Below are 17,177 nucleotides of genomic sequence, written 5' to 3'. Positions count from 1 at the left end.
TCAAAGGATCGCCGCGTGCCTGTGGTCGCAATCGAAGCTTTGCCCGCTCTCCTTGACCGGAGCAAGACGCTCGCGGCGCTCGATCTCGGCGACAAGACGATCGGCGTCGCCATTTCCGATCTCGGGCTATCCTTCGCCAATCCGAGGCAGGTGATCATCCGCAAGAAGTTCACGACCGACGCGGAGGCGCTACTCGCGCTTCTGGCGAAGGAAGCCGCAGGCGCGGTCGTCATGGGATTGCCGGTCAATATGGACGGCAGCGAAGGCCCCCGCGCGCAGGCGTCGCGGGCCTTCGTGCGCAATATCGCTCGGATGACCGACCTGCCCTTCGCCTTCTGGGACGAGAGGCTTTCGACTGTGGCAGCGGAGCGTGCGCTGCTCGAAATGGACGTTTCGCGAAAGAAAAGGGAGACGCGGATCGATTCGGCCGCGGCCGCCTTCATTCTGCAGGGGGTACTGGACCGGCTGAAGGCGCTGCGATGAAGCCGTCATCGCGGCTTTCCCGGCGCTCCCGCCACCACTTCGAAATCTCGCGGCGGCGGCGGAACGCCCAGATCGCCATGATGAGCAGCGTGTCGAGAATGCAGGCGCGCATGACCAGACCGGGTATCGTCGCCGGATCGATGCCGAGGATTTCGCCGTAGACGTTGAAGACAAGGTCATGGACCTGCCGGCTGAGCATCAGATAGCCGAAGTTCATGTCGTAGAGGGACAGGTAGTACCAGCCCCAGAAGATGACGAGTGGCGTCGCCCAGAGTGCGAAGACGTAACGCATCAGCGGCTGCCTCCCTGCAACTCCCCGGCGGAGGCGAAGCGGCGGACCGCATATTCCCGGGCCGCGCGAGCCGCCATCATGCGCGCGCTGGAAGGCGGACCCTCCATCGCCGAATATGCCCCCACGGCGCGCTCCATGTGCGCGGCAACGTAGGAAGCAGCCAGGGCGCCCAGCAGTCCGGTTATGACCGGGAACACGCCGGACACCGAAAGCATGCCGGCGACGACCAGAAGCACGGCCACGCAGAACGCGCCGGAAGCGAAGGCCAGTCTCAGGATTTCGTCGGCGTCCCCCACCCGGCCTTCCTTGAGGACGTTCGCGATGCACGCCCACAGGAACGCCAGCGCGATCACGCCAAAGGCCACGCCGAACGCCGCACTAAGCCAGACGCCGCCGGCATCCGCGACCGTCGACGTGATGCGAGTGAGGCCGAGCAGCCGATAGATTTCCACGATGCCATGGTCGAGCTGCAGTGTGCAGATCCCCGCCAGAACCGCGAAGAACGCTGTCCAGTAGACGAGAATGGCATTGGTCAGGATTCGCCGCATGATGACCCCGGAGGCATATGGTAAATTCGCGCGCCCACGTGCCTCCGGCAACATAAACCATTTGTTAAGGTTAACGGCGAACCGGACGCCTGTGGAAAAACAAGCGCGCCGACCGGTACTTGTTCCCACAACTCCGAGGTGCGGCCTTCACATTTGCGGGTAGAGCGTCTCGACGATCACCCGGGCGTCGTGGCGGGCGTCCAGCATGCCGTAGGTGCCGCGCCACTGCCCGGCGAGGCGGGTTTCGAGGAACGCGTCGGCGATGCGCCCCGCCCCCAGCCGTTTCAGTTCCGCTGCTGCGGCGGCCAGCGCAAGCTGCTCGGAGAGGATACGGGCCGAGCCCTCGTCGCGCTCGGCGACCTGAATGGCAGCGCGCAGCACGCCGATGGTGCCGCGCCCATGCGCGCCGAGATCGCGTTCAATCCCTGCCAGCACTTCCTCGAAGAGCGCGGGCGCCCGGCCGAGCACGCGCAGCACGTCCAGCGCCATGACGTTGCCGGAGCCTTCCCAGATCGCATTGACGGGAGCCTCGCGATAGTACCGCGCGAGTGGCCCCTCCTCCACGTAGCCGTTACCGCCGAGACACTCCATCGACTCGTAGAGCAGCGCCGGCGCGATCTTGCACACCCAGTATTTCACGACCGGCGTCATCGCTCGCGCGAAAGCGGCTTCCCCACGCGATTCGGCGGCCTCATCGAAGGAACGCGCCAGACGGAAAGACAAAGCGGTGGCGCCGGCCACGTCCAGCGCCATGTCGGCCAGCACGCGCTGCATGAGCGGCTGCTCGAACAGCGGGCTGCCGAACACCATCCGGTGCCGCGCGTGATGCACGGCCTCGCTGAGGCCCGCGCGCATCAGTCCGGCCGAGGCCACGGCGCAGTCCAGCCGCGTCAGCGTCACCATGTCCATGATGGTCTTGATGCCGGCGCCGGGCTCCCCCACCAACTCGCCGATGGTGTTTTCGAACTCGACCTCGGAAGAGGCGTTGGAACGGTTCCCGAGCTTGTCCTTGAGACGCTGGAAGTGCAGCCCGTTGCCCGCGCCGTTGCTGAGCAGGCGCGGCGCGAGGAAACATGAAAGACCTTCCGGCGCCTGCGCGAGAATCAGGAAAGCGTCGGACATCGGCGCCGACATGAACCATTTGTGGCCCGAGAGGCGGTAGAAGCCATTGCCGGCACGCTCGGCGCGGGTAGAGTTGGCGCGCACGTCCGTGCCGCCCTGCTTCTCCGTCATGCCCATGCCGAGCGTCAGCCCGGTCTTCTCGACCGGCGGCTTCTGCGACTGGTCGTAGGTCCGTGTGGTCACGCGCGGCGCCCATTCGCGGAAAAGCCAGGTGCTCGACATCAGCGCCGCGAGCGAGGCGCTGGTCATGGTAAGCGGGCAGAGATGGCCGCATTCCAGCTCGGCGGTCAGGTAGAAGCGTGCCGCGCGGATCTGGTGACGGCGGCCGACCTCGGCATCGCCGTTCTCCCAGATGGACGAATGCAGCCCGTTCGCGACAGAGCGGCGCATGAGCGCGTGATAGGCCGGGTGGTATTCGACGATGTCGATGCGCCGGCCCTGCCGGTCGTGGGTCCTGAGCTTCGGCGTCTCGAGATTCGCCAGCCGGGCGAGGTCCTGCGCGTCGGCATTGGTGACGAAGCGGCCAAGTTGATCGAGCTCGCGCCGCACCGGCTCTGAAAAACGCTCACCGATCTGGGCCAGCAGCGGATCGCCGCGCCAGGCATTGACACCCGTATAGGGCGGCGACTGATTGCTGACCTCGTGCGTCAAATCGAACCTTTCGGCCGCCCGTCACGGCGAATCCGCGCGGGCCTTCGCCGCTTATAGACCAGAGGGACGCGCCGTCGCGACGAAAATCCCGGTGACAAGCGCCACTATCCCCGGCGGCGGCTTGCAGCACGGCGCACCCCCGCCTATAGCAGCGCCTTGACATGACCGAGCCGACCCTTCCGCCGCTCTACCCGCATCGCCATCTGCTTGGCATACGCGACATGTCGCCTTTGGACATAGTGATGCTGCTCGACCGGGCCGACGCGGCCGTGCCTTTCTCCCGTCAGCGGGAGAAGAAGAGTGCCACCCTGCGTGGCCGCACGCAGATCAATCTTTTCTTCGAGGCCTCCACGCGAACGCAATCGTCATTCGAACTGGCGGGAAAGCGCCTAGGCGCGGACGTGATGAACATGTCGGTCGCCAGTTCCTCGGTGAAAAAGGGCGAAACGCTGATCGACACCGCGATCACGCTGAACGCCATGCGGCCGGACATCCTCATCATCCGGCACCAGTCGGCAGGCGCGGCGGCACTGCTGGCGCAGAAAGTCGGCTGCTCGGTGGTCAACGCCGGCGACGGCGCGCATGAGCACCCCACCCAGGCATTGCTCGACGCGCTGACCATCCGGCGCGCCAAGGGCCGGATCGCGGGGCTGACAGTGGCGATCTGCGGCGACATCCTGCATTCGCGGGTGGCGCGCTCGAACATCATGCTGCTCAACGCGCTCGGTGCACGGGTGCGGGTCGTCGCCCCTTCCACCCTGCTGCCTACCGGCATCGCCGACATGAGCGTCGAGGTCTCGCACACCATGCGCGAAGGGCTGAAGGACGCCGACGTGGTGATGATGCTGCGGCTGCAGCGCGAGCGCATGAGCGGCGCCTTCGTGCCCTCCACGCGCGAGTATTTCCGCTATTTCGGCCTCGATGCGGAGAAGCTGAAAGCGGCGAAGGAGGATGCGCTCGTCATGCATCCGGGGCCGATGAATCGCGGCGTCGAGATCGCGTCGGAAATCGCCGACGGGCCGCAAAGCGTGATCCAGGAACAGGTCGAGATGGGCGTGGCGGTGCGCATGGCGGTGATGGAGGCGCTGCTCGACACGCACCGCAACCGGGAAGGCGACGCGTGAGCATCACGGTTTTCACCCATGCGCGAATCATCGACCCGTCGCGCGGGATGGACGAGATCGGCGCGGTCATCGTCGACGGCGGGACGATCGCGGCGGCCGGCGAATCCGCGCTGAACCAGGGCACGCCGGACGGTGCGAAGGTCGTTCACTGTCACGGCAAGGCCATCATCCCCGGTCTGATCGACGGACGGGTTTTTGTCGGCGAGCCCGGCGCGGAACATCGTGAGACCATCGCCTCGGCAAGCGTGGCCGCCGCCGCCGGGGGCGTCACCTCCATCGTGATGATGCCTGACACCAATCCGGTCATAGACGACGTGGCGCTGGTGGAATTCGTTCTTCGCGCGGCGCGCGACACCGCCTCGGTCAACGTCTATCCGGCGGCGGCGGTCACCAAGGGCCTGCAGGGCCGCGAGATGACCGAATTCGGTCTTCTGCGCGAGGCTGGCGCCGTTGCCTTCACCGAAGGCCGGCACACCATTGCCAACGCCCTCGTCATGCGTCGCGCCCTCACCTATGCGCGGGATTTCGGCGCGGTGATCGCCCATGAGACGCAGGATGCGGACCTTGCGGGATCGGGCGTCATGAATGAAGGCCTCTATGCGAGCTGGCTCGGCCTTTCCGGCATTCCGCGCGAGGCAGAAGCCATTCCGCTGGAGCGCGACCTGATGCTGGCGCGGCTGACGCGCGGCGCCTATCACGCGGCAAAAATCTCGACCGCCATGTCGGCGCAGGCCATTGCCCGCGCCAAGGCCGACGGTGCGAACGTCACGGCCGGGGTGTCGATCAACCATCTCGCGCTGAACGACAACGACGTCGGCGAATACCGCACTTTCTTCAAGCTTTCACCGCCCCTGCGCGCGGAAGAGGATCGTATCGCGGCGATCGAGGCGCTTCGGGAGGGCGTGATCGACATTATCGTGTCGTCTCACGATCCTCAGGACGTCGACACGAAGCGCCTGCCCTTCGCCGATGCGGCCGACGGCGCCATCGGGCTGGAGACGCTGCTGGCCGTCGCCCTCAGGCTCCATCACAATGGCGACGTGCCGCTGATCCGGCTCATCGAGGCGATGTCAACGACGCCGGCGCGCCTCTTCGGCTTGCCCGGAGGATCACTGGCTCAGGGCGCGCCGGCCGATCTTGCCGTGATCGACCTCGACGCGCCATGGGTGGTGCGTGAGGCTGACATCCGCTCGCGCTCAAAGAACACCTGCTTCGAAAGCGCCCGCCTGCAGGGCAAGGTCTTGCAAACGATGGTAGGCGGACGCACAGTATTCGAGGAGCGTGGAGGAGAGTGATGGCAGAGGGGACCGTGGCGGAAGCCGGCGCGCTCATCGTCATCCTTTTTCTGATCGTCGGCTATCTGCTTGGCTCCATCCCGTTCGGACTGGTGATCACCCGCGCTGCCGGCCTCGGCGACGTGCGCGGCATCGGCTCCGGCAATATCGGCGCGACGAACGTTCTGAGGACGGGCCGAAAGGGTCTCGCCGGCCTGACCTTCCTGCTCGACGCGCTGAAGGGTTCGGTTGCCGTATGGATCGCGCTGCGCTGGGGGCTCACGCCGGCGATGGCGGCCGGCTTCGCCGCTTTCCTTGGCCACCTCTTTCCCGCATGGCTCGGATTCAAGGGGGGCAAGGGAGTCTCGACCTATATCGGCGTATTGCTGGCGCTGGCCTGGCCCGCGCTGATCGCATTCGCCATCGTCTGGCTGGCCGTCGCCTCGCTGACCCGGTATTCCTCGCTGGCCGGCATGGTGGCCACGCTGGTCACGCCGATCTTTCTCTATCTCTACGGGGCGAGCGCGGTTGCCGCGCTGTTCGCCGTCATGACGATCCTCGTCTTCTGGAAGCACCGCGCGAATATCGAGCGACTGCTGGCCGGCACCGAAAGCAAGATCGGCGCGAAGTAGCATGGCCGACGCCTCGACGAGCGCAGGCCGGCGCCTTTCCGAGCGCCAGCGTATCGCCTGGCTCCGCCTGATACGGACGCCGAATGTCGGGCCGTCCACCTTCCGCTCCCTGATAAACCGCTACGGATCGGCAGATGCCGCGATCGAAGCGCTGCCGCACCTTGCGCAGCAAGGGGGCGGCAAGCCTCCGCGCGTGCCGACAGTCGCGGAGGCCGAGGCGGAAATCGAGCGGGCGGAGAAGGCAGGCGCCGTCTTCATCGCCATCGGCGAGGCCGATTATCCGCCCGTGCTGCGTCAGATGGACATGCCGCCGCCGCTGCTCGCGGTAAAAGGCGCAACGGCTGCCTTCAAACTGCCGCCCGTTGCGATTGTCGGGGCGCGCAATGCCTCGCTGGCCGGCATGAAATTCGCACGGCAGATCGCTTCCGAGCTCGGCCGTGGAGGATATGCTGTCATCTCAGGTCTGGCGCGCGGCATCGACACCGCCGCGCATCAGGGGGCCTTGGCGACAGGCACCATCGCCTGTGTCGCGGGCGGCATCGACCGCCCCTACCCGCCGCAGAACGCCGACCTTCTGGCCGAAATCGCAGAGCGTGGCGGCGCGGTGATCTCCGAGATGCCGTTCGGATGGGAGCCGCGGGCGCAGGATTTTCCGCGACGCAACCGGCTTATCGCCGGCCTGTCGCTCGGGCTGCTCGTCGTGGAGGCCGCCAGGCGGTCGGGATCGCTCATCAGCGCGCGCCTCGCCGGCGAGATGGGGCGGATCGTGTTCGCGGTACCCGGATCGCCGCTGGACCCGCGATCGGAGGGAACGAACGGCCTGCTCAAGGACGGCGCGGTGCTCGTCACCGGGATACAGGATGTGCTCGAACAGATCGCGCCGCTGATCGACCGCCCGTTACCGGCGATGGTGCGATTCGCCGAACCGGCTGATGTCAGCGGCACGCCGTCTCCCGTCGACGGCGATCGCGCCCTGTTGATCGAAGCGCTTGGACAAACGCCGGTCAGCATGGACGAGCTGATTGCCCATACGGGGCTTCACCCCGCGCAGGTCTTCGTGATTCTGATGGAGCTCGATCTGGCCGGCCGAATCGAACGGCATGCAGGCGGCGCGGTCTCGCTAATCTTTGCGGACCGATGAAGGCCGCGTGCCGCGCGCGATATCCACGGCTTCCATATGCGCCATATCGATCAGATAGGCGAGCATGTCGTGATGTTCTGCCTGGGCAAGCGTACGCAACTGGGCAAGCATCGACTGAAGATATTCCAGCGTCTCCGTTTGCTCGACTGCAATGCGCGACTTTCTCAACATCGATGTGTCGCCTGTCCTTTGCGCAGATGCTGTGAATCTCTATCCGCCCCCGCCATGGGGCCTCGCCCGTTCACGTTGCACTGCGCGAAATGCTTATCTCTACTCCCTACTTCAAGTTGTATCAGAGACCACTACATCGTCAAGGTTGCATTCGGTTCAAATGCGCGTTTCTGACTGCTTGCCCTTGACCTGCACGAAAAGCACGGCCATGTGACGGACGATTTTGATGCCGTCGCCGTCAGACGCCTGCATCGTCGATCCTTGCGGGTCGTATTCTTTCAGTGAGAACGAATGGACGTCGTCGTCGTCGAATCGCCCGCCAAGGCGAAGACAATCAACAAGTATCTCGGCCGGAACTACAAGGTTCTGGCCTCCTTCGGCCATGTCCGGGACCTGCCGGCGAAGGACGGCTCGGTCAAGCCGGATGAAGATTTCGCCATGTCATGGGAGGTCGACGGCCCCTCCTCCAAGCGGCTGACGGACATCGCCAAGGCGGTGAAGGAAGCCGACGGGCTTATCCTCGCAACCGATCCGGATCGCGAGGGAGAAGCGATTTCCTGGCATGTGCTGGAAGTTCTCAAGCAGAAGCGCGCGCTGAAGGACAAGAAGATCAGCCGTGTCGTCTTCAACGCGATCACCAAGCAATCCGTGCTCGACGCGATGGCGAATCCGCGCGACATCGATTCGCCGTTGGTCGAGGCCTACCTCGCCCGGCGCGCGCTCGACTACCTCGTCGGCTTCACGCTCTCGCCGGTGCTCTGGCGCAAGCTGCCGGGCGCCCGCTCGGCCGGCCGCGTGCAATCCGTCGCGCTGCGACTCGTCTGCGATCGCGAGGCGGAGATCGAGCGCTTCATCCGCGAGGAATACTGGCAGATCGCCGCCATTCTCGGCACGCCGCGCAAAGACAGCTTCGAGGCGCGGCTGACGGCCTATGAAGGCAAGAAGCTGCAAAAGCTGGATATCGGCTCGAAGGAGCAGGCCGATGGCATCAAGGCCATGCTCGAAGGCGCGTCGTTCCGCGTTCTGACGGTCGAGGCGAAGCCCACGAAGCGCAACCCGGCCCCGCCCTTCACCACGTCCACCTTGCAGCAGGCCGCCTCTTCGCGCCTCGGCTTCTCGGCGACGCGCACCATGCAGGTAGCGCAGCGGCTTTATGAAGGCACCGACATAGGCGGAGAGACGGCCGGCCTCATCACTTACATGCGAACGGACGGCGTACAGATCGCGCCGGAGGCGATCGCGGCGGCCCGCAGCGCCATCGGCAAGGAATTCGGTGAAAAGTATCTGCCTGAAAAGCCGCGATACTACTCCACCAAGGCGAAGAACGCGCAGGAAGCGCACGAGGCGATCCGCCCGACCGACTTCTCGCGAACTCCGGACCAGGTCCGAAAGTATCTCGACGCCGACCAGGCGCGCCTCTACGAGATGATCTGGAAGCGCGCCATCGCCAGCCAGATGCAGCCGGCAGAGATCGAGCGCACCACTGTCGAGATCGAGGCGCGGAACGGCGCGCGCACGGCAGGCCTTCGCGCTGTGGGCTCGGTGATCCGCTTCGACGGCTTCATCGCCGCTTACACGGACCAGCGCGACGAGGATTCGGAGGACGAGGAAAACAGGCGTCTTCCCGACATCCGCTCAGGCGAGGATCTGAAACGCGAGAAGATAACCGCCACGCAGCACTCGACCGAGCCGCCGCCGCGCTATTCCGAGGCGAGCCTGATCAAGAAGCTGGAGGAGCTCGGCATCGGCCGTCCCTCGACATATGCCGCCACGCTGAAGACGCTGGAAGATCGCGAATATGTGGTGATCGACAAGCGCAAGCTGGTGCCCGAGGCCAAGGGCCGGCTGGTCACTGCCTTCCTTGAAAGCTTCTTCGAGAAATATGTCGAGTACGACTTCACCGCTGCTCTGGAAGAGAAGCTGGACGAGATCTCGGACGGCAAGCTCGCCTGGCGGGAAGTGCTGCGCGATTTCTGGAACGATTTCTCCAAGGCTGTCGCCGACATCAAGGAACTGCGCGTCACCGACGTGCTGGAGGCACTGAACGAGGAACTGGCGCCGCTGGTCTTCCCGGCCCGCGAGGACGGCTCCAATCCGCGCATCTGCCCGAAATGCGGCACTGGAAACCTGTCGCTGAAACTCGGCAAGTTCGGCGCCTTCGTCGGTTGCTCGAATTATCCTGAATGCAGCTACACGCGCCAGCTCGGCGGCGACGCCAATGGCAATGGTGACGCGGCGGCGGCCGAGGGCGGCGATAAGCTGCTCGGCAAGGACCCTTATACTTCCGAAGAGATCGTGTTGAAGTCCGGGCGCTTCGGCCCCTATGTCCAGCGCGGCGACGGCAAGGACGCCAAGCGCGCCAGCCTGCCAAAGGGCTGGACGGCGGAAAGCGTCGACCACGAGAAGGCGCTGGCGCTGCTTTCGCTCCCGCGCAACGTTGGCAAGCATCCGGAGACCGGCAAGATGATCTCCGCCGGCATCGGCCGATACGGGCCGTTCGTGCTTCATGACGGCACATATGCGAACCTTGAATCGCCGGAGGACGTTTTCTCCATCGGCCTCAACCGTGCCGTCTCGGTGATCGCTGAGAAGCAGAGCAAGGCGAAAGGCGGACGCAACGCCGGAACGCCGGCTGCGTTGAAGGATCTGGGCGCGCATCCGGCGGGCGGCGGCAACATCACCGTCCGGGACGGGCGCTATGGACCCTACGTCAATTTCGGCAAGGTCAACGCAACACTGCCGAAGGGCAAGGAACCCATGGCGGTGACGCTCGACGAGGCCGTGGCCCTGATCGCGGAGCGCGAGGCCAAGGGCGGCGGCAAGAAGCCGGCGCGGAAAGCGGCAGGAAAGGCGGGCGGCAAAACCGCCAGGGCCGGCAAGGCAAAGGAATAGGATCGATTGGCACGCAGCATTTCCGGCCGTAACAGGAATACAAGCCGGAGCGGCAGCGCTGTGAGAGACGGCGCGGAACCGGGAGACTTCCGCACGACGCGCGAGCAGATTCTTGCCTACATCACCGAAAATCCCGATCAGGCGGGCAAACGCGAGATCGCGAAAGCGTTCGGCCTGAAGGGCGCGGATCGCGTATGGCTGAAGGACATGCTGCGCGATCTGCAGGACGAGGGCCTGCTGGAAGGCAGCCGCAAGCGGCTGTCACGCCCCGGCACCCTGCCTCCCGTGACGGTTCTCGAGATTTTTGGACGCGACCGCGACGGCGGGTTGCTGGCGCGGCCCGCCGAGCGGGACGACGACGAGGTGCCGATCGTGTCGATCCGCGTTTCCCGCGGCGACAAGGGGCCTGCTCCCGGCATCGGCGACCGCGTGCTGGCAAAGACCTTCCGCAACAAGAGCGAAGAAGGCCCGGCCTATACCGCACGGGTGATGAAGGTGTTCGATCGCCGGCAGGAAGCCGTGCTCGGCGTCCTGCGAGCCGGCCGCGACGGCACGTTCCGGCTTGAACCCGTGGAACGACGCCAGCCCGAACTGGTAATCGACCCAGAGTTCATCGGCGAGGCGAAGCCCGGCGATCTGGTGGAAGCGCAGCCGGTCAAGGTTGGCCGCTACGGACTGCCGCGCGCCAAGGTCCTGACGGTGCTCGGCTCGATAACGTCGGAAAAGGCGGTCTCGATGATCGCCATCCATGCCCACGATATTCCGCATATCTTTCCGCCGGCGGCCCTCGCCGACGCTGAAAGCGTCAAGCCGGCAACGATGGCCGGGCGTGAGGACTGGCGCGACCTGCCGCTGATCACCATCGATCCCGCCGACGCCAAGGATCACGACGATGCCGTGTTCGCGGCTCCCGACGACGACGAGAAGAATCGCGGCGGTGCTGTGGTTTGGGTAGCGATCGCCGATGTTGCCGCCTATGTGCGGCCCGGCTCCGCGCTGGACCGCGAGGCGCTGAAGCGCGGCAATTCGGTCTATTTTCCGGACCGCGTCGTGCCGATGCTGCCCGAACGCATTTCGAACGACCTCTGCTCGCTGCGCGAAAACGTCGACCGGCCGGCTATGGCGGTGAAGATGACCTTTGCCGCCGACGGTCGGAAGATCCGCCACTCCTTCCACCGCGTAATGATGAAATCGGCCGCCCGGCTCGCCTATCCGCAGGCTCAGGCGGCGATCGACGGACACCCGGACGACAAGACGGCGCCGATCCTCGACACGGTGCTGAAGCCGCTATGGGACGCTTACGCGGTGCTGAAGCGCGGCCGCGAAGCGCGGCAGCCGCTGGAACTAGACCTGCCCGAACGGAAAATCCTGCTGAAGCCGGACGGCACGGTGGATCGCGTCGTGATCCCCGAACGGCTTGACGCGCACAAGCTCATCGAAGAGTTCATGATCCAGGCGAATGTCGCCGCAGCCGAGACCCTGGAGCAGAAGAATCAGGCGCTCGTCTACCGCATCCATGACGCGCCGTCGCTCGCCAAGCAGGAGACGCTGCGTGAATTCCTGACGACGGTCGGCCTGTCGCTCGCCCGCGGGCCGCAACTCAGGCCTGCGCAGTTCAATTCAATACTCGACCGGGTGCGCGGGAACGACAACGAGGCGCTGGTCAACGAGGTCGTGCTGCGCTCCCAGAGCCAGGCGGAATACGCGCCGAAGAACATCGGCCATTTCGGCCTCAACCTCCGGCGCTATGCTCATTTCACCTCTCCGATCCGCCGCTACTCCGACCTAATCGTGCACCGTGCGCTGATCTCGGCGTTGGGCCTTGGCCCGGATGGCCTGACCGGCGACGAGGAAGCGCGGCTGGAAGAAATCGCAGCGCTCATCTCCGCCAGCGAACGCCGCGCCATGGCGGCCGAGCGGGACACGGTCGACCGGCTTGTCGCCGCCTATCTCGCGGAGCGTATCAACGATACGTTCGACGCGCGTATTTCCGGCGTGACGAAGGCTGGCCTTTTCGTGCAACTGCCGCATTTTGGCGCAGACGGTTTCGTCCCCGTGTCATCTTTGGAAGGCGACTACTATATCTACGACGAAGCTGCCCATGCGCTCTTTGGCGAGCGCACCCGCAAGGGTTTTCAACTCGCCGACAGGGTCGAGGTCCGGCTGGTCGAAGTAGCGCCGCTGGCAGGCGCGATGCGCTTTGAAATGCTGACCGAACCGAAGCCCCTGCCCGGCTCCACCAGGTCCTTCAACAAGTCACGCGGGCAGAAAGGACGCCAGCGCGCTGCTCAGGGACGAGACAGGGCGCGTGGCAGGAGACGTTGATGGAAGAGCAGGCTTTCGGTGGCGAACATCATAGCGGACGCACGGCGCGGCCCGTCTGGGAGTCGATAAAGCGCGGCATGCTGGGAAAATGTCCGCGCTGCGGCTCCGGGCACCTGTTCGCCTCCTTCATCAAGACGGTCGATCATTGCGAAGTCTGCGGTGAGGAAATCCACCACCACCGCGCGGACGATCTTCCCGCCTATCTGGTCATCGTCGTCGTCGGCCATATCGTCGTCGGCGCGTTCATGGGCGTCGAGGCGACGACCAACCTCTCGCTGCTGCAACATATGCTGATGTGGGTTCCGGCGACCATTGTCGGTTCGCTGGCGCTGTTGCGCCCGGTCAAGGGCGCGGTCGTCGGATTGCAGTGGGCGCTTTACATGCACGGCTTCGGCGACGAGGCCGACCGCGTCGAGACGCATCCGGAACTCTGAGAAGGTTTACCGACGTGTTTGAGGGAATGACGCGGGCGGCTCTCAACAGTTCCGAAGCGAATGACTTTTCGATCGGCGCAGGTCCAAAGCGGCCGCGCGATGCGGCAACCCTGATTCTTCTCGATCGCAAGGGCAACGACGTCCTTGTGCTGATGGGGCGGCGGCATCACCGGCACGCCTTCATGCCCGGAAAGTTCGTGTTTCCCGGTGGGCGCACCGACCCTGCCGACAGCCGCGTCCCCGTTGCAGCCGGCCTGCCCGAGGTTGAAGCCGCGCGTCTGATCGCCGGCACGCGCGCGACTGCGACGCGCGCTCAAGCCATCGCGCTGTCGGCGCTGCGCGAAACCTACGAGGAAGCCGGCCTGCTGATCGGCCGTAAAGAATCGTTCTCGACCGATAAAACGAGCTGGCAGGCTTTTGCCGAGCATGGGGTTCGCCCCTCCCTGGAAGGCGTGCGCTTCGTGGCTCGCGCCATCACGCCGCCCGGCAGGATCAGGCGTTTTGACACACGCTTCCTGTCGGCATGGCGCGACGAGGTTGCCGTCGCTCTGCCGGACGGCGGCCCGACCGGCGAGCTCGAGGAGCTGGTGTGGCTGCCCATCGCCGACGCCCACGAACTCGATCTGCCGCGGATCACCAAGACGATCCTCAAGGAACTGCAGATGCGGCTGGATCAGGATCCGGAACTCAGGCCGGGCGGGCCGGTTCCGTTCTACCGTCTGAAGCACAGCCGCGTCGTTCGCGACATTCTCTGACACGACAATGACCGCCGACATTCGAGAGCGGGCCGCAGAAGCCCCCGCCAAGGTGCGCTGGCTGTCGATTTCGGCGGCCATCGCCTCCATCAGCGTCGTGGGCACGGCGATCGGCCTCGGTGTTCCGCTGCTCAGCATCATCCTCGAGCAGCGCGGATATTCCGCGAGCATGATCGGCGCGAACACGGCCGTTGCCGGCATCGCGTCGATCGCAGCAGCACCGCTTGCCACGCCACTCGCCGCTCGCTTCGGCGTGGTGCCGACGATCCTCGCGATGATCGTGCTGGGTGCGTTGTCCTTTCTCGGCTTCTATTTCGCGCAAGCCTTTTGGATGTGGTTTCCGTTGCGCGCCGTCCTTCACGTCGCGCTCACGACGCTGTTCATCCTGTCGGAGTACTGGATCAGCATGTCGGCGCCGCCGAAGCATCGTGGACTGGTGCTCGGCGTCTACGCCACCGTGCTCTCGCTGGGGTTCGCCTTCGGCCCATGGCTCTTCGCACTCATGGGCAGTCAGGGTTTCCTGCCCTTCGGAACCGCCTTCGTTATCGTGATGGTCGCCGCCATCCCCGTTGTCGCCGCATGGCGCGAAAGTCCGCCGATGCTTGAAGACAGCGAAAGCAAGAGCGGCTTCCTACGCTATGTCTGGCTGGTGCCGACGGCGACGGCCGCCGTGCTGGTCTTCGGCGCGGTGGAAACGGGAGGTTTTGCGCTGTTTCCCGTTTATGGCGCCCGCATTGGTTATCCGGAAGCAGACACCGCCATCCTGCTTTCCATGGTCGGGCTCGGCAACGTGCTCCTGCAGATACCGCTCGGCATGGTCAGCGATCGAATCCGCGACCGCCGGCATCTTCTGATGCTCTGTGCCTCCGTCGGGCTGGCCGGGATGCTCGCCCTGCCCCTGATCGCCGGTCACTGGTATCTGATGGCGAGCCTGCTGTTCGTCTGGGGCGGCGCGGTGGCCGCCATGTACACGATCGGCCTCGCGCATCTCGGCTCGCGCCTCTCCGGCCGCGAACTCGCCAACGCCAACGCCGCCTTCGTCTTCTGCTATGGGGTCGGCATGCTCGTCGGCCCGCAATTCGTCGGTTTCGGCATCGACGTCTTCGGCGCGCCCGGCTTCGGCTACTCGCTTGCTGCCTTCTTCGCAGCTTATATCGTGCTTGGTGTCTGGCGGCTCGTCGCTGGCAGATAGCGCCTACAGGCGTCGAAATGCGCCCGTCGGCTTGACTTTCGCGCAGCCATCAGTATGTCTCCGCGGAAATTTCCGCATCCGGGCGCTATGCTCGCGTTTCAGCGGTATGAGCCCCAACAGATCGGACGAGAAAAATGGCAAAAGCCGCGAATATCAAGATCAAGCTTCTTTCCACCGCCGACACCGGCTTCTTCTACGTGACGAGCAAGAACAGCCGCACGAAGACCGAAAAACTGTCGTTCCGGAAGTACGATCCAGTTGCCAAGAAGCACGTCGAGTTCAAGGAAACGAAGATCAAGTAACAGCTCCTTCGGGCCGTCACGATCCATACGCCGCCTCCGGGCGGCGTTTTCATTTGCGGCGTCGTGAATTTCGCGCTGCCCGGAGCCTCAGCGAAGACGGCAAGGCGCCCCGGCGGCGGTCGATTTCATTTCAAGGTCTGGAAGCAAAGGGGGCCGGCCGGCATCCGACAGCGGTACGAGGAGGCCACTTGTGTCGGCGCCGACCGGCCAACCCCACGGACCCAGGAGATGCGGCGGACCTGAGCATCATGGGGTAAGTCAACGCTACCGGCAGTTGTAAACCTCAAGCCGGAGCGCTCAGCCTTCGAGGCAAAGATTTGCGCAGAACCGCTGAAAAATCAACAATTTCTTAACCTACGTTCCCGAATCAAGCAAATACGGTAAATTTCCGCCGGGGCTGCGGAACGCCTCGACGCCTTTTTCAGCGGCGGCTCATTGAAATCCGGCGGCTACGCCGCCTTGGCGACGACGCGGTTTCGACCACCTGTCTTGGCCTCGTAAAGCGCGACATCGGCGCGCTTGATGAGGTCATCCGGCGTGTCGCTGCCTCTGAGCAGGGTCGAGACGCCGACACTCACGGTGATATCGAGCGACGGCTTTTCCTCGCCGAGGCTGAACGGCGTCGCGGCGATCTGAGAGCGGACGCGCTCCGCGACCATCTCGGCGATCTGGGCATCCGTATCGGGCATCACGACGATGAACTCCTCGCCGCCATAGCGGCAGGCGAGATCGATGCCCCGCACATTCTTGCGCAGACGCCGTGCAAATTCGCGCAGCACGCGATCGCCGGCGTCGTGCCCGTAGGTGTCATTCACGGACTTGAACCTGTCGATGTCCGTCAGCATGACGGAGAGCGGCCGTTTGCGGCTCGCGGCGCGGTCGCACAGCGTCTTTATGTGGCTGTCGAGATAACGCCTGTTGTGCAGCCCGGTGAGACCGTCTGTGACCGCCATTTCGATGGTCTGTGCGACGCTGGCGCGAAGATGGTCGTTGTAGCGCTTGCGGCGGACCTGCGTGTCGAGACGGGCGAGCAATTCGTGGCGATCGACAGGCCGCACGAGATAATCGTTGATGCCGAGTTCCAGACCGCGGACGATGCGCGCATCGTCCCCCGGCTCGACCATCAGCATGATCGGGATCAGCCGGGTCCTGTCGACCGACCGCAATTGCGAGCAAAGGCGCAGAGGATCGAAGTCCTTGAAGCGGCCCGAGATGAGCACGCAGTCATAAGGGTGATCGGCGGCCTGGAAAATGGCGGCCTGCGGGTCGACGCTGACGTCGACGTCGGCGGCGTTGGCCAGCATGGCGGAGATGCGCTGGCTGCTCGATGGCTGCTCGTCCACGAGCAGGACCCGCGGCCGGGAGAACAGGTCCGGGCTGCTGCGGCTCAGAAGTTCCTCGATGCCAAGATTCCTGGTGGTGGAAGCGCGCAGGCGGAGTTCGTCGGTCAGCGACTTCAGGCGCACGAGGCTCTTCACGCGCGTCATGAGCTGGAGATCGTTGACCGGCTTGGTCAGGAAATCGTCGGCGCCTGCCTCCAGGCCGCGCACGCGATCCGAAATCTGGTCGAGCGCGGTCACCATGACGACCGGGATATGCGACGTGGCGGGATCGCTCTTCAGACGGCGGCAGACCTCAATACCGTCCATGCCCGGCATCATGACGTCCAGCAGGACGACGTCGATCTTGCCATTTTCGCATGCTTCGAGCGCATCCGGCCCGTTGCTGGCGGTGACAACCTCGAAATACTCCGCCAGAAGCCGCACTTCGAGCAGTCTTACATTGGCCGGAATGTCGTCCACGACAAGAATACGCGCGGTCATTCGATGCACTCTCCGA

General features: G+C 64.8%; 16 protein-coding genes. 11 read left to right on the top strand and 5 right to left on the bottom strand.

All coding sequences use genetic code 11. The features are described 5' to 3' along the window. The first annotated feature begins 15 nt into the window (after positions 1–15). Positions 16–483 carry a Holliday junction resolvase RuvX gene (ruvX, locus tag M9955_25420; GenBank protein MCO5084988.1) on the top strand — a complete coding sequence of 156 codons (468 nt, stop codon included), beginning with the start codon at positions 16–18 and terminating at the stop codon, positions 481–483. Here the strand turns inward: ruvX and M9955_25415 are convergent. From M9955_25415 to M9955_25405, 3 genes are all read right to left on the bottom strand, one after another. Beyond that, positions 440–775, bottom strand: a complete 336-nt coding sequence (locus M9955_25415; GenBank protein MCO5084987.1) for a DUF6105 family protein — start codon at positions 773–775, stop codon at positions 440–442. The genes ruvX and M9955_25415 overlap by 44 nt on opposite strands. Continuing rightward, positions 775–1,323: a hypothetical protein gene (locus M9955_25410; protein ID MCO5084986.1), complete on the bottom strand. Its 549-nt coding sequence runs from the start codon at positions 1,321–1,323 to the stop codon at positions 775–777. The genes M9955_25415 and M9955_25410 overlap by 1 nt, the downstream gene beginning before the upstream one ends. A gap of 147 nt (positions 1,324–1,470) precedes the next feature. After that, on the bottom strand, positions 1,471–3,096 hold the full coding sequence (locus tag M9955_25405) for an acyl-CoA dehydrogenase family protein (protein ID MCO5084985.1): 1,626 nt from the start codon (positions 3,094–3,096) through the stop codon (positions 1,471–1,473). 161 nt (positions 3,097–3,257) lie between these two features. Here M9955_25405 and M9955_25400 point away from each other — a divergent pair, with 161 nt between their 5' ends. From M9955_25400 to dprA, 4 genes are read left to right on the top strand one after another with little or no spacing between them, the layout of a single operon-like run. After that, on the top strand, positions 3,258–4,220 hold the full coding sequence (locus tag M9955_25400; GenBank protein MCO5084984.1) for an aspartate carbamoyltransferase catalytic subunit: 963 nt from the start codon (positions 3,258–3,260) through the stop codon (positions 4,218–4,220). Then, entirely contained in the window at positions 4,217–5,515 is a 1,299-nt protein-coding gene (locus tag M9955_25395) for a dihydroorotase (GenBank protein ID MCO5084983.1), read from the top strand. Before M9955_25400 ends, M9955_25395 begins: the two co-directional genes overlap by 4 nt. Further along, on the top strand, positions 5,515–6,126 hold the full coding sequence (plsY, locus tag M9955_25390; GenBank protein ID MCO5084982.1) for a glycerol-3-phosphate 1-O-acyltransferase PlsY: 612 nt from the start codon (positions 5,515–5,517) through the stop codon (positions 6,124–6,126). The genes M9955_25395 and plsY overlap by 1 nt, the downstream gene beginning before the upstream one ends. Before the next feature lies 1 nt (position 6,127). Further along, positions 6,128–7,267, top strand: a complete 1,140-nt coding sequence (gene dprA, locus M9955_25385) for a DNA-processing protein DprA (protein ID MCO5084981.1) — start codon at positions 6,128–6,130, stop codon at positions 7,265–7,267. Here the strand turns inward: dprA and M9955_25380 are convergent. Next, positions 7,247–7,438 (bottom strand): hypothetical protein, encoded by a 192-nt coding sequence (locus M9955_25380; protein ID MCO5084980.1) that lies wholly within the window; start codon positions 7,436–7,438, stop codon positions 7,247–7,249. The genes dprA and M9955_25380 overlap by 21 nt on opposite strands. Positions 7,439–7,729: 291 nt before the next feature. Between M9955_25380 and topA the strand changes: the two genes are divergently transcribed. From topA to rpmG, 6 genes are all read left to right on the top strand, one after another. After that, complete coding sequence (gene topA / locus M9955_25375; GenBank protein MCO5084979.1) at positions 7,730–10,330, top strand: type I DNA topoisomerase; 2,601 nt, start codon at positions 7,730–7,732, stop codon at positions 10,328–10,330. A gap of 60 nt (positions 10,331–10,390) precedes the next feature. Continuing rightward, a complete protein-coding gene (gene rnr, locus M9955_25370; GenBank protein ID MCO5084978.1) occupies positions 10,391–12,655 on the top strand; it encodes a ribonuclease R in 2,265 nt (754 codons plus the stop codon). Further along, a complete protein-coding gene (locus M9955_25365) occupies positions 12,655–13,089 on the top strand; it encodes a DUF983 domain-containing protein (GenBank protein MCO5084977.1) in 435 nt (144 codons plus the stop codon). Before rnr ends, M9955_25365 begins: the two co-directional genes overlap by 1 nt. A 26-nt stretch (positions 13,090–13,115) precedes the next feature. Continuing rightward, positions 13,116–13,844, top strand: a complete 729-nt coding sequence (locus M9955_25360; protein ID MCO5084976.1) for an NUDIX hydrolase — start codon at positions 13,116–13,118, stop codon at positions 13,842–13,844. A gap of 7 nt (positions 13,845–13,851) precedes the next feature. Beyond that, a complete protein-coding gene (locus M9955_25355) occupies positions 13,852–15,036 on the top strand; it encodes an MFS transporter (GenBank protein ID MCO5084975.1) in 1,185 nt (394 codons plus the stop codon). A gap of 134 nt (positions 15,037–15,170) precedes the next feature. Then, a complete protein-coding gene (gene rpmG / locus M9955_25350) occupies positions 15,171–15,338 on the top strand; it encodes a 50S ribosomal protein L33 (protein MCO5084974.1) in 168 nt (55 codons plus the stop codon). Between the two features lie 449 nt (positions 15,339–15,787). Here the strand turns inward: rpmG and M9955_25345 are convergent, their stop codons facing one another. Further along, entirely contained in the window at positions 15,788–17,161 is a 1,374-nt protein-coding gene (locus M9955_25345; protein ID MCO5084973.1) for a PleD family two-component system response regulator, read from the bottom strand. Positions 17,162–17,177 lie beyond the last annotated feature (16 nt).

It is taken from the genome of Rhizobiaceae bacterium (genome assembly GCA_023953845.1).
Taxonomy (GTDB): Bacteria; Pseudomonadota; Alphaproteobacteria; order Rhizobiales; family Rhizobiaceae; genus Arvimicrobium.
Note: the sequence above shows the minus strand (reverse complement) of the source record. Positions and strands in the feature narration are given on the sequence as shown.